Below are 13475 nucleotides of genomic sequence, written 5' to 3'. Positions count from 1 at the left end.
AAAATGTTCGTTTCATACAAATGGCTTCAGGATTATATCGATTTAACTGGAGTAACGGCAGATGAATTAGCCGAAAAAATTACAAAAAGCGGGATTGAAGTTGAGGGAGTAGAGATCCTTAACGAAGGCATTAAAGGCGTTGTTGTCGGTCACGTATTAGAACGGGAGCAGCACCCAAATGCTGATAAATTAAGTAAATGCCTTGTTGATGTTGGCGAAGAACAGCCAGTGCAAATTATTTGCGGTGCGCCAAATGTGGCCCAAGGACAAAAGGTTGCTGTAGCCAAGACTGGTGCCGTTTTACCGGGGAATTTTAAAATTAAACGGGCGAAGCTTCGCGGTGAGGAATCGAACGGAATGATTTGTTCCCTAACTGAGCTTGGATTGGAAGGCAAGGTTGTTCCGAAAGAATATTCCGAGGGCATCTTTGTTTTTCCAGCAGACGCTGAGGTCAGTGTAGATGCACTTGACTTGTTAAATCGAGATGATGAGGTCCTAGAGCTTAGTTTGACGCCTAACCGCGCTGATTGTTTAAGCATGCTGGGTGTTGCCTATGAAGTGGCAGCCATTCTTGGCAGAGAGGTTAAACTTCCGGACATTAGTTTGGAGCCAGTGGCTGAAAAAGCTTCTGATTACGTAAAGGTTGTCGTTGAAGCGAAAGAGGATAACCCATTATACGTGGCAAAAGTGATCAAAAATGTAAAAATCGGTCCCGCGCCGTTGTGGATGCAGACACGATTAATGTCAGCTGGTATCCGCCCGCATAATAATGTCGTTGATATTACGAATTATATTTTATTAGAATACGGCCAGCCGCTTCATGCGTTTGACTACGACCGTTTAGGATCAAAAGAGATTCTTGTCCGCCGTGCTGCCAATGGCGAAAAATTTGTAACACTTGATGATGTGGAGCGGACATTAACCTCTGAACATCTTGTCATTACAAATGGTACAGAGCCGGTTGCCCTTGCCGGTGTGATGGGCGGAGCAAATTCTGAGGTAACTTCCGACACAACCACAGTTTTATTGGAATCAGCTTATTTTAACGGTGCTGCCGTTAGAAAAGCATCGAAAGACCACGGTTTAAGAAGTGAAGCAAGCGCCCGGTTTGAAAAAGGTGTTGATCCAAACCGTGTTCGTGCAGCTGGCGAACGTGCGGCATATTTAATGGCGAAGTATGCCGGCGGTGAAGTTTTAGAAGGAGCTGCTGAGGCTGATACAATTACAGTTGAACCAGCGGTAGTTTCGATTACTCTAGAAAAAATCAACCGTGTCCTTGGAACAGAATTAGTGATGAAGGATGTTAAAGAAATCTTTGACCGCCTGCAATTCGCAGTTTCTATCGAGGAAGATACCATTACAGTAACGGCACCAACGCGCCGCGGCGATATTAAAATTGAAGAAGATTTACTGGAAGAGGTTGCGCGCCTTTACGGGTATGATAATATTCCGAAGACATTGCCGATTGGTTCATCTACTCCAGGCAGATTGTCTGACTACCAGAAGAAGCGCCGTGAAGTCCGTCAATATCTTGAGGGAGCAGGTCTGTATCAGGCTGTAACGTACTCATTAACTAGTGAAGAAAAAGCTACCCAATTTGCGTTAGAAAAGTCCGATACGATTCGTTTAGCAATGCCGATGAGCGAAGAGAGAAGCATCCTTCGCTTAAGCATAATGCCGCAGCTGTTAGAAGTCCTTAAATACAATAGTGCCCGCCAAAACGATAGCTTAGCCGTTTATGAAACCGGTGCGGTATTCTTATCAAATGGCGATGAATCACTTCCTGTTGAGCAAGAGCATTTAGCGGGAGCGGTTACTGGCCTGTGGCATAGCCATTCATGGCAAGGAGAGAAGAAGGCAGTTGACTTCTTCGTTGTTAAAGGAATTTTAGAAGGAATGTTTGCAAAGCTTGGCTTGTCCGATGGCGTTGATTACGTCCAGGCGCAGGTAGATGGCATGCATCCTGGCCGTACCGCCGAAATCCACTTGAATGGTGAAAAAATCGGCTTCGTTGGTCAAGTACACCCAAGCGTCCAAAAAGAGCTTGATTTAAAAGACACCTACGTCTTCGAGTTATCTTTAAAAGCAGTCCTTGAAGCAGACGCACCAGTCTTACAATACAAAGCCATCCCACGCTTCCCATCGATCACAAGAGACATTGCCCTTGTGGTAAACAGTGAAACGGTGTCAGGCACCTTATGGGGAATTATAGTAAATGAAGGGGCGCCACTTCTGAAGGAAGCTGAAGTGTTTGATTTATATGAGGGAGACAAGATGGAAGCAGGTAAGAAATCGATTGCTTTCTCATTAAAATATGCTGATCCTGTGCGTACTTTGACAGATGAAGAGGTAACGAAGGTTCATGAGCGTGTGCTTGATGCTTTGAAAGAAAAGGCAGGAGCGGTGTTAAGAGGTTAATTTTTAAAGGCTGGCTCGAAATTTCGGGCTGGCTTTTTTCTTTTTCATAAAAAATTTAGATTCGCCGATAAAATGTAAAATTCGCCGATATAATCTCCGAATTCGCCGATTTATTTATAGATTCGCCGATAAATCACTCAAAAGCGCCGATAAAATTTTATTGACATAAAACGTTAACAAATATCGCTAAAATTCGGCAGGAATCTTGGCGGAATTTAAGAACTATTTAAATTAAAATGAAAGGAGTGATAGTTTTGGTTATAAAAGAAAGGACAATCCCATTAGTTCTTCTTGTTTTGGAGGCATTATGCCGGCGCCTGCCACTGAATTACCCTAAATATCAGCAAATTGTAGAGGAAATGGGTCGAAGACGGGCAGGTTACCAAGGAGAAGTGGCCCTCGATTATTTTTTACGTCTTCTTCCAATCGATAAATACCTGATCCTTCATGACTTAAATCTTCCCGACGGTGATTACAACTGCCAAATTGATACTCTTCTCCTCGCACCAGAATTCGCACTTATTATTGAAGTGAAAAATATGGCCGGTAAATTAATATTTGATACCGAAAATGATCAGTTTATACAATTAAACAAAGAAAATGAAAAGGGATATTCAAATCCAATCTCACAAGCTAAAAGACATCGAGAATACATAAAGCAACTATTAGTTAAACATAAATTCCCACCAGTTCCGGTTGATTATTTAGTAGTAATCAGCAATAGTAATACCTCATATGTCATCACCGGAAAAAATGCTCATAAAGTGAAACCACGGGTATGTAAATCAGATGCTTTAATAAACAAAATTAAGTTTTTTGAAAAAATGTATTCAGATCCACTTCTTAACGCAAAAGATCTCCGAAAATTAAGCCGTCTTCTCATAAAAATGAACACAATTCCGACAAACTATATTTTAAAGAAATATGATATCAAAAAGGAAGACATCAAAACAGGTGTATTTTGCGCTTACAACAATCATGGTACACTTATTCGTAAAAAACAGAAATGGTTTTGCACATCATGTGGTCAATTTTCAAAGGATGCCCATATCGATGCTTTGAAAGATTATTTCTTACTTATTGATTCAAAAATAACAAATAAGCAGTTTCGAGAGTTTTGCCATTTAAAATCAGATGATATAGCCAAAAGGTTATTACGGGCTTTAAATCTCAACAATTCAGGAACAAATAAAGGACGAGTATACTTTCCGCAGACATTACCGTGGTAATTTTCAATTCGCCGATAAAATGTAAAATGCGCCGATATAATCTCTGAATTCGCCGATATATTTATTGATTCGCCGATAAATCACTCAAAAGCGCCGATAAAATAATAATAGTGAATTTTTTATATGATTTTTTGAATTTATTCGGGAGTAGAAACTTTTTTTAAGAACATTTTATTCAAAAAAGAACAAAAAAGAGACTGTCTTGCAACTAACTTGCACGGCAGCCTCTTTAAGTTACATTTTTTCATAAATTACATCATAATTTTTCGCCAAGGCGACATCCAAATCAGTTAATCCCCCTGCATTCCAGGAAGTCAGCCGGAGTGTCACCAATTTATAGTCAATTGCGATAAACGGGTGATGATTTTTTTCTTCGGAAAGCTCGGCAATTTCATTCACAAACGCCACACCCTTTAAAAATTCCCGAAAACGATATTTTTTCACGATAAATTTACCTTCTAATTTCCAGCCCGTTAATTCAGCAACAACTGTCGTCATTTCCTCATCACTAAGTCTATTCGCCACTAAAACCCCTCCATACCTATTTACGTTTTTTATTGACAAGCTCCAGTGCCTTATCGGTATTGGCGAAGTGAAGCTTCACAAACGAAGGCAGAATGCCACGCCCTTTATTCACAATCAACTTGGCAGCCGCAACATCTACCTGTGCCCCAGCGCCTTTCGGAATCTTAAAGCCCGCGGCCTCGCCAAGCTTATCGATATATTGAATAAAAGCATAGCGGGCGAGAATACTTGCAGCGGCTACAGCAAGATGGATCCCCTCCGCTTTCGTGCTAAAATAAACATTTTCTTTTGCAATCACTTTTTGACCTTTTAAATGCTGATAATAAGTGCTCGGCTGGACAAATTGATCAATAAGAATTGCTTCCGGCTTCTCTGGTGAAATTTTCCCTAACACATTTAAAATTGCCTGGTTATGAAGGACAGCCTTCATTTTTCCTTGGGTCCAGCCTGATTGCTGCACCTGATTATATTTTTCATTTCTCAGTGTCATCAGGCTGAAGGGAACGACATCTTTGATAACCTTGGCAATCGCAATGATTTTTTCATCGCCCAAATCCTTCGAATCTCGGACCCCTAATTCTTTTAATAATGGAATGTGTTCCTTTTTTACATAAGCCGCCACGACGGTAATCGGACCAAAAAAGTCCCCCGTTCCGACCTCATCGGAACCAATGGCGGACATCCCGCCGATACCTATGGGCAGGTCGCCCTTCGCAGTAGATTTTCCTTTGGCAGCAGCTGGCCTTTTAGCAGACCCACCGGCAACGGAACCAGCACTACCACGACCTGCAGTACTGCCAGCGTCGCTTCCACCAGAGCCACCCGCAGCTCCACGACCGCCGCCACCACTCCATTTCCCCGCCTCTTTTTCACAATCATTCCCTTGGAATAGAACTTTCCCTGATTTATAAGCTGTGACCATACAGGCAGGGGTTTTGGCAGCGAACACACTTCCTGGTGGATTTTTATCGACTAACTGTTTACTGTAATAACCGTGCATTTTCATGATTTCGGTCATTCCCAGATTAATTACCACATTTCCCACTATAAAAACACCACATTTCTACTAAATATATCCGACTCTCTTAAATAGGTTTGACTTTTCCACATCCATACGTTCGTGTTATGATATAGAGTAGGATTCTTTGAAGGGAGCATTTACTTTGTCAAAAACAGAAAAAAATAGAACAACTGTTGATATTTACGGACAGCATTACGTCATAATGGGGACGGAAAGCTCAAGTCAAATTCGGCTTGTGGCAGCGTTAGTTGACGATAAAATGCGTGAAATCAATTCTAAGAATCCATCTCTTGATGTCAGTAAACTTGCTGTTTTAACAGCGGTAAATGCTGTCAATGATTATATTAAACTAAAGGATCAATTAGAACGACTGCAAGCAGAACTACAAAAAGAAAAGGACTAAAAAATTATGTTAGATTTAATTATTATCATACTTTTAATTATTGGATTCTTTGTTGGCCTAAAAAGAGGCTTTATCCTCCAGCTAGTTCATTTATTAAGTTTTATTATTGCATATATTGTTGCCTATTTATACTACGATCAGCTGGCGCCAAAGCTAATTCTTTGGATTCCTTATCCGAAGTTTAGCGAAGGGACAACATTAAAATTATTAACAGACTCTACTGACGTAGAAACGGCCTTCTACCGGGCAATTGCCTTTGTGATCATCTTTTTTGCTGTTAAGATTTTATTCCAAATCATCGGTTCCATGCTTGATTTTATTGCCCATTTGCCTGTACTAAAGCAGCTGAATGTTTGGGCTGGCGGCTTGTTTGGTTTCTGTGAAGTCTACTTAATTATTTTTATTGTATTATATATTGCTGCCTTAATTCCAATCGAACTTATCCAGACCCATTTGGACCATTCCGTTTTGGCAAAGGCTATTGTCAATCACACGCCAGTCCTTTCACAGCAAATCAAAGGCTTGTGAAAAGTATATTCAGCTGCTTGAACTTCTCCTTAGCAGAGAAGTTTTTCTTTTTTAACCTTAATAAGATAAAATGAAGATGCTAAACTTGGGGGGGCAGGTGGATATTATGTCAGTCAATAAAAAAGAAATAATTCGTTTATTAGAAACGATTGCGATTTATATGGAATTAAAAGGAGAGAACCCATTTAAGGTTTCGGCCTTTCGTAAGGCAGCGGGTGCACTTGAAACCGATGAACGCGCCTTAACAGATATTGAGGATTACACTACTATTTCAGGAATCGGCAAAGGGACAGCCGCCGTGATTGATGAATACATAAAAGAAGGTTCTTCCTCCGTATTAAAAGAACTGAAGGAAGAAGTCCCGGCTGGATTGATTCCGTTACTGCAGCTGCCGGGTCTTGGCGGCAAGAAAATTGCCAAACTTTACAAGGAACTAGCAATCATCGATGTTTCCAGTTTAAAGGCAGCCTGTGAAGCAGAGAAGGTACAAGCACTCGCAGGTTTTGGCAAAAAATCCGAAGAAAAAATCTTAAGTGCCATCTCAAGTGTTGGTTCAAGGCCTGACCGGCTCCCAATTGCTTATATGCTGCCGATAGCGGACCAAATTGAAGCGCAGCTTGCCGGGAACCAAGAGATTATCCGTTTTTCACGGGCAGGCAGTCTAAGAAGAATGCGCGAGACCATTAAAGACCTTGATTTTATTATTGCGACTGAAAACACTGACAGCGTGCGCGAGCAGCTGCTCCAATTGCCTGATATCAAAGAAGTGATTGGTGCTGGTGACACCAAGGTTTCCATTGTCCTAGGCTTTGAATTTGATATCTCGGTTGATTTCCGGCTTGTGAAACCAGAGGAATTTATTACGACCTTACACCATTTTACTGGTTCAAAGGAACATAATGTCCGGATGCGGCAGCTTGCCAAGGAACGCGGCGAAAAAATCAGTGAGTATGGCGTGGAAAACGTGGAGACTGGGGAAATCCGTACCTTCACTTCAGAAGAGGAATTTTTCAAGCATTTTGATCTTCCGTTTATTCCTCCTGAAATCAGAGAGGACGGGAAGGAAGTAGAAACGTTCACTGCCAATGAAGAATTAATCGAGCTTGAAGATATTAAAGGCGATCTTCATATGCACACTACCTGGAGTGACGGTGCCCATTCGATTGAAGAAATGGCAGAAGCGTGCCGGAAGCGCGGCTATCAATACATGGCGATCACCGATCATTCACAATACCTTAAGGTGGCAAATGGACTCACACGCGAGCGGCTTTTGAAACAGGGAGAAGAAATCAAAAACTTAAATAAAAAATATGATGATTTCCTCATCCTTCGCGGTGTTGAAATGGACATTTTACCTGATAGCAGCTTGGATTATGATAACGAATTACTTGCTGAAATGGATTTCGTCATCGCTTCGATTCATTCAGCCTTTACACAATCAAGAGAAAAGATTATGGAGCGGCTAAAATTCGCCTTAACCAATGCCCATGTGGATTTAATTGCCCATCCAACCGGCAGGAAAATTGGCCGCCGCGAAGGCTATGATGTTGACATCGATTTACTTATTCAGTTGGCAAAGGAAACGAATACCGCGCTAGAGTTAAACGCCAATCCGAACAGGCTAGACCTAGCGGCTGAATATTTAAGGAAAGCGCAGGAGGCCGGTGTCAAGATTCTCATCAATACGGACGCCCACAAATTGGATACATTAAAGCATATGGAAATTGGTGTTTCCGCTGCTAAAAAGGGCTGGATTAAAAAATCATCGGTGCTAAATGCCCTTGATAAAGATGACTTACTAGAATTTTTGCATAATAGATAAGAGGAGGGTTTAACTCCATGCAAGAACGAGCCTTAAAGGTATTAGAATTTATGAAAGTGAGAGAGCAGCTGTTAGAGCATGCCGTATCTTCACTTGGCAGAGACAAGATCAAGGACCTGGTGCCATCGACCGATTTCGCAGAAGTGGTCAAGCTTCAAGCAGAAACAGATGAGGCAGCGACGGTTTTTCGGATAAAGCCGATGATCCCGCTTGCAGGGATTCATGATATCCGCGCTCATATAAAGCGTTCGGTTATTGGCGGCGTTCTCAGTCCGCACGAACTCGTCCAAATCGCAAGTACCATCCATGCCAGCCGACAGATGAAGCGATTTATCGACGATATTGCTGCGGAAAGAACAGAACTGCCGATTTTATTAGAACAAGTCGCGCAAATCATTCCGCTCACGAACCTTGAGCAGGCAATTAAATTGGCCATCGATGAAAGCGGTGAGGTGCTGGATAGTGCCAGTGAGCTATTGCGCTCATTAAGACATCAGCTCAGGTCCAATGAATCACGCGTTCGTGAAAAGTTAGAGAGCATGATTCGTTCCTCGAATGCCAGTAAAATGCTGTCCGATGCGATTGTCACGATTCGAAATGATCGCTTTGTGATTCCTGTCAAACAGGAGTACCGCGGTCACTACGGCGGAATTATTCATGACCAGAGTGCATCAGGACAAACTTTATTTATTGAACCGCAAGTAATTGTTCAGCTAAATAATCAATTACAGGATATTCGTGTCAAGGAACAGCTTGAAATGGAGAGAATTCTCTCTGAGCTTTCTGCTCACGCGGCAGAGCATGAAGGCGAACTTCAAGTAATCGTCGCTGTCTTAGCTAATTTAGACTTTATTTTTGCCAAAGCAAGATATGGGAAAAAGATCAAAGCAACGATGCCGGTGATGAATAATGAAGGAAGAATCGCGTTATATAAAGCACGGCATCCGTTAATTCCTATCGATGAGGTCGTTGCCAACGATATTATGCTCGGAGAAGAATTTACCACGATTGTCATTACCGGACCAAATACGGGCGGGAAAACGGTCACCTTAAAAACACTGGGCTTGTGTTCGTTAATGGCTCAAGCAGGATTGCAGGTGCCGGCGTATGACGGTTCTGAACTTGCCGTCTTTGATGCGGTTTATGCCGATATTGGTGACGAGCAATCGATTGAACAGAGCTTAAGTACGTTTTCGTCTCATATGGTCAATATTGTAGAAATCTTAAACCGTGTCGATTTCAATAGCCTTGTCCTATTTGATGAATTGGGGGCAGGGACCGATCCGCAGGAAGGGGCGGCATTGGCGATTTCGATTTTAGATGAAGTACACAATCGGGGCGCAAGGGTTATCGCGACCACCCACTATCCAGAATTAAAAGCGTATGGCTATAATCGTGAAGGGGTATTAAACGCCAGTGTTGAGTTTGATGTGGAGACATTAAGTCCAACTTATAAGCTGCTTTTAGGGGTACCTGGCCGGAGTAATGCCTTTGAAATTTCGAAACGTTTAGGCTTAAATGATCGCGTTATCCAGACAGCCCGTTCACATGTGAGCGAGGATACGAATCAAATCGATAACATGATTGCATCATTAGAAGCGAGTAAGCGCCAGGCAGAAATGGAGCATCAGGAAGCCAGAGATTATTTAAAGTCTGCTGAGATGCTTCATCAGGACTTGCAAAAGCAAATGATGGAATTTTACGAGAAAAAAGACGCGATGCTGGAAAAGGCAGCTGAAAAAGCAGCTGACCTCGTTGATGAGGCTAAACAAGAGGCGGAGCAGGTTATTCGTGATTTGCGGAAAATGAGAACTGAGAAGCATGCCGATATAAAGGAACATGAATTAATTGATGCAAGGAGGCGCTTGGAGGAAGCGGCGCCGGAAATCCAAAAATCAGTAAAGCTGGCTAATAAGAAAACCAAGAAACAAGTCTTTATGCCTGGAGATGAAGTGAAGGTGCTTACGTTTGACCAAAAAGGGACACTTGTCGAACGATTGTCAGCAAATGAATGGCAGGTTCAAATCGGCATTTTGAAAATGAAGGTAAAAGAAAAAGATATCGAATTTATGAATACGCCGAAACAAGTGGAAACAAAGCCGATGGCAATTGTACAGGGGCGCGATTCCATTGTAAAACTGGAGCTTGACCTCCGCGGCGAAAGATATGAAAATGCCCTTCTAAAAGTAGAAAAATATATTGACGATGCTCTGCTTTCCAATTATCCCCGTGTTTCCATTATCCATGGGAAAGGTACTGGCGCATTAAGACAGGGAGTTCAGGAATATTTAAGAAACCATCGTTCCGTTAAGAAAATTCGTTTTGGAGAAGCCGGAGAAGGTGGTTCAGGGGTAACCATCGTAGAATTTAAATAATGTCCGGGGAGATTAGCTATGGATCAGTTTTGGGAGAACGAATACATTCAAATCGCGGCCTATTATAGTGTCGTCATTTTATGTATGATTGTCTTTTTAGCCGTTTTTGAAGCGGTAACGAAATATAAAAATTGGGAAGAGATAAAAAAAGGGAATTTAGCCGTGGCGATGGCCACCGGTGGAAAAATATTTGGCGTCGCCAATATATTCCGCCATACCATTGCCCTTCACGATTCATTACTGACAATGGTGGGCTGGGGGATTTATGGCTTTATCCTGTTATTAACCGGCTATTTTATCTTTGAATTTTTAACGCCAAAATTTAAGATTGACGATGAAATCCAAAATGATAATCGAGCAGTAGGTTTGATTTCAATGGTCATTTCGATTGGCTTATCTTATGTGATTGGTGCAGGAATTTCGTAAGGGGAGAATAAACTGTGGAGACATTAGCTAAGGTACTTCTTGGATTATGCGGCTTGTTTTTGCTAATCGGCATTATATATATGGTGTTTTTTGCCTAGAGAGAAATCATCGCTGTGAGCCACATCAGCGGTGATTTTTTTCTTTCATTACACTTGGAACCGGGTTTCCATTTCGTGAAATACTGTACTATAATAGAAGTGGTTGTTGGAATTTTTTTAATAATTTAATAAAGAAAAGGGAGGTTTGTATGTTGGAGTCGAAACCATGGCTGGACGTGTATCCAGAAGAAATTCCTGCCACACTTGAATACTCCTCAGACCCAGTACAGAGTTGCTTACAGAAATCAGCCGAGAAGTTTCCGGAAAAGAGTGCCATTCATTTTATGGGGAAGGAATGGACCTATAAACAACTTTACGAAGATGCCTTAAATTTTGCCGGCTACCTGCAAGGAACCCTAGCTATCTCAAAAGGCGACCGGGTCGCGATCATGCTTCCGAATACACCACAGGCGGTAATCAGCTATTTTGCTATTTTACTAGCTGGCGGAATTGTTGTCCAAACCAATCCGTTGTATACGGAACGTGAGCTTGAGTATCAAATGAAGGATTCCGGAGCAAAAGCCATCATCACCTTAGATATCCTCTACCCGCGTGTTTCTAAAGTAATGCCGAAAACGGAATTACAGCACATCATTGTCACTGCCATCAAAGACTTTCTGCCGTTCCCAAAAAATCTCGTTTATCCCTTCATCCAGAAAAAACAATATGGAATTGTCGTTAAGGTAAAGCATGAAGGAAACAACCATCTGCTTACGGAAATATTAAAAAGCAATCCGCAAAAAGTAACCGCATACAATTCCGATGCAGAGGAAGATGTGGCCTTACTGCAATATACAGGTGGTACGACCGGGTCTCCGAAGGGTGTCATGTTAACCCATAAAAATTTAATTGCCAACACGGAAATGAGTGAAAAGTGGCTATACAAATGCAAACCAGGGGAAGGATCTGTGCTCGGAATTATTCCCTTTTTCCATGTCTATGGGATGACAACGGTCATGATATTGTCGATTAAGATGGCTTATAAAATGATTCTGCTGCCAAAATTTGATGCGCTGACCACGTTAAAAACAATCGAAAAGCAGCGTCCAACTTTATTTCCAGGAGCACCAACGATTTATATTGGCCTGTTAAACCATCCCGATATGAAAAAATATGACCTTTCATCAATTGAGGCATGTATTAGCGGTTCGGCCCCGCTCCCTATTGAAGTCCAGCAGAAATTCGAGGAAGTTACCGGCGGACAGCTTGTTGAAGGCTACGGATTAACAGAAGCCTCACCAGTCACCCACTCCAACTTCCTGTGGGACGCTCCGAAAGTAAAGGGCAGCATCGGTGTTCCATATCCTGATACAGATGCCAAGATTCTATCTATGGATACTAGTGAGCCAATACCTATAGGGGAAATTGGTGAAATTGTCGTAAAAGGTCCGCAGATTATGAAAGGCTACTGGAATCGTCCCGAAGACACCAAGGAAGTCCTCCGTGACGGCTGGCTGTATACTGGAGACCTTGGCTATATGGATGAGCAGGGATATTTTTATGTAGTCGACCGCAAAAAGGATATGATTATTGCTGGCGGTTTTAATATTTATCCCCGGGAAATTGAAGAGGTTTTGTATGAGCATCCGGATGTCCTCGAGGCAGTCGCTGCCGGGATACCTGACCCGTACCGAGGTGAAACAGTGAAGGCGTATATTGTCTTAAAAGAAGGATCGAGGATTACCGCAGATGAAATAAACGAATATGCAAGAAAATATCTGGCAGCCTATAAAGCGCCGCGACTATATGAGTTTAGACCTGAATTACCAAAGACCGCTGTTGGAAAAATTTTAAGAAGAATGCTTGTGGAAGAAGAAATCCAAAAAATAGAGGAAGAAAGCAAAAAGCACGCCTAATCATTTTTTTTTGAAGAAAATAGCTTGTCTAATTGAAATATTTGCAATAGTATGAAGAAGTATTTTCAGAATTTCTTGACAGAAATAATTTTAAAAACTATTATTAAAATATGAATGATGGTTCATTCATATTTTTTTTTAAAAAAGTAAAATTCTTGTCTTCAAAGGGGGGATAGTATTGAAAAAAATGAAGCCGAAATATATGCAAATTATTGATGCAGCCGTGATTGTAATCGCTGAAAATGGCTACCATCAGGCCCAGGTATCAAAAATTGCCAAACAGGCCGGAGTTGCTGACGGCACGATTTATTTGTATTTTAAAAACAAAGAAGATATTCTTATCTCCCTCTTTGAAGAAAAAATGGGGAACTTTATTGAAGAAATAGATCAAATGATAGCAGGAAAAGGGACGGCGATAGAGAAGTTATTAATGATGGTCAAAGCTCATTTCAGCCTGCTTTCAGCGGACCACCACCTAGCCATCGTCACGCAATTAGAACTGCGCCAATCGAACAAGGAATTACGGCTCCGAATTAACGACGTGCTCAAAGGCTACTTAAAGGTGATTGATAAGATTATTATCGAAGGCATAGAATCTGGAGAGTTTTCAAGTGACCTCGATGTCCGACTCGCCCGCCAAATGATTTTCGGTACGATTGATGAAACTGCAACATCATGGGTGATGAATGAGGAAAAATATGATCTCGCTAAGCTGGCTTCCCCAGTCCATCGTCTTTTAGTTAATGGATTTAGAAGCCGCTAGCACTTGAAAAA

General features: G+C 41.7%; 11 protein-coding genes. 9 read left to right on the top strand and 2 right to left on the bottom strand.

Going from position 1 to position 13475, the window contains the following annotated elements; all coding sequences use genetic code 11:
* The first annotated feature begins 3 nt into the window (after positions 1-3).
* Positions 4-2418, top strand: coding sequence for a phenylalanine--tRNA ligase subunit beta (gene pheT / locus BANVL01_RS04990; RefSeq protein WP_066090683.1), 2415 nt, complete (start codon positions 4-6; stop codon positions 2416-2418).
* Between the two features lie 254 nt (positions 2419-2672).
* Positions 2673-3647, top strand: a complete 975-nt coding sequence (locus tag BANVL01_RS04985) for a nuclease-related domain-containing protein (protein ID WP_066090681.1) — start codon at positions 2673-2675, stop codon at positions 3645-3647.
* 234 nt (positions 3648-3881) lie between these two features.
* Here the strand turns inward: BANVL01_RS04985 and BANVL01_RS04980 are convergent, their stop codons facing one another.
* Positions 3882-4172 carry a 4a-hydroxytetrahydrobiopterin dehydratase gene (locus tag BANVL01_RS04980; RefSeq protein ID WP_082804867.1) on the bottom strand — a complete coding sequence of 97 codons (291 nt, stop codon included), beginning with the start codon at positions 4170-4172 and terminating at the stop codon, positions 3882-3884.
* A 16-nt stretch (positions 4173-4188) separates the two neighbouring features.
* Entirely contained in the window at positions 4189-5217 is a 1029-nt protein-coding gene (gene rnhC, locus BANVL01_RS04975; protein ID WP_082804866.1) for a ribonuclease HIII, read from the bottom strand.
* Between the two features lie 118 nt (positions 5218-5335).
* On the opposite strand from rnhC, the gene zapA reads away from it, so the two are divergent.
* The 7 genes from zapA (at position 5336) to fadR (ending at position 13464) form a co-directional block, all read left to right on the top strand.
* The gene (zapA, locus tag BANVL01_RS04970; RefSeq protein ID WP_066090678.1) at positions 5336-5596 is read left to right on the top strand and encodes a cell division protein ZapA; all 261 of its coding nucleotides are present in this window, start codon (positions 5336-5338) and stop codon (positions 5594-5596) included.
* 6 nt (positions 5597-5602) lie between these two features.
* Complete coding sequence (locus BANVL01_RS04965; RefSeq protein WP_066090675.1) at positions 5603-6124, top strand: CvpA family protein; 522 nt, start codon at positions 5603-5605, stop codon at positions 6122-6124.
* 106 nt (positions 6125-6230) lie between these two features.
* Positions 6231-7946 carry a DNA polymerase/3'-5' exonuclease PolX gene (polX, locus tag BANVL01_RS04960; RefSeq protein WP_066090672.1) on the top strand — a complete coding sequence of 572 codons (1716 nt, stop codon included), beginning with the start codon at positions 6231-6233 and terminating at the stop codon, positions 7944-7946.
* Between the two features lie 17 nt (positions 7947-7963).
* Positions 7964-10321 carry an endonuclease MutS2 gene (locus BANVL01_RS04955; protein WP_066090670.1) on the top strand — a complete coding sequence of 786 codons (2358 nt, stop codon included), beginning with the start codon at positions 7964-7966 and terminating at the stop codon, positions 10319-10321.
* 18 nt (positions 10322-10339) lie between these two features.
* On the top strand, positions 10340-10747 hold the full coding sequence (locus BANVL01_RS04950; protein WP_066090667.1) for a DUF350 domain-containing protein: 408 nt from the start codon (positions 10340-10342) through the stop codon (positions 10745-10747).
* A 247-nt stretch (positions 10748-10994) separates the two neighbouring features.
* Entirely contained in the window at positions 10995-12701 is a 1707-nt protein-coding gene (locus BANVL01_RS04945) for an AMP-binding protein (protein ID WP_066090663.1), read from the top strand.
* 178 nt (positions 12702-12879) lie between these two features.
* The gene (gene fadR, locus BANVL01_RS04940) at positions 12880-13464 is read left to right on the top strand and encodes a fatty acid metabolism transcriptional regulator FadR (RefSeq protein ID WP_066090660.1); all 585 of its coding nucleotides are present in this window, start codon (positions 12880-12882) and stop codon (positions 13462-13464) included.
* Positions 13465-13475: the final 11 nt, after the last annotated feature.

The organism is Neobacillus novalis NBRC 102450 (genome assembly GCF_001591805.1).
In the GTDB taxonomy this organism is placed as follows: Bacteria; Bacillota; Bacilli; order Bacillales; family Cytobacillaceae; genus Neobacillus; species Neobacillus novalis.
Note: the sequence above shows the minus strand (reverse complement) of the source record. Positions and strands in the feature narration are given on the sequence as shown.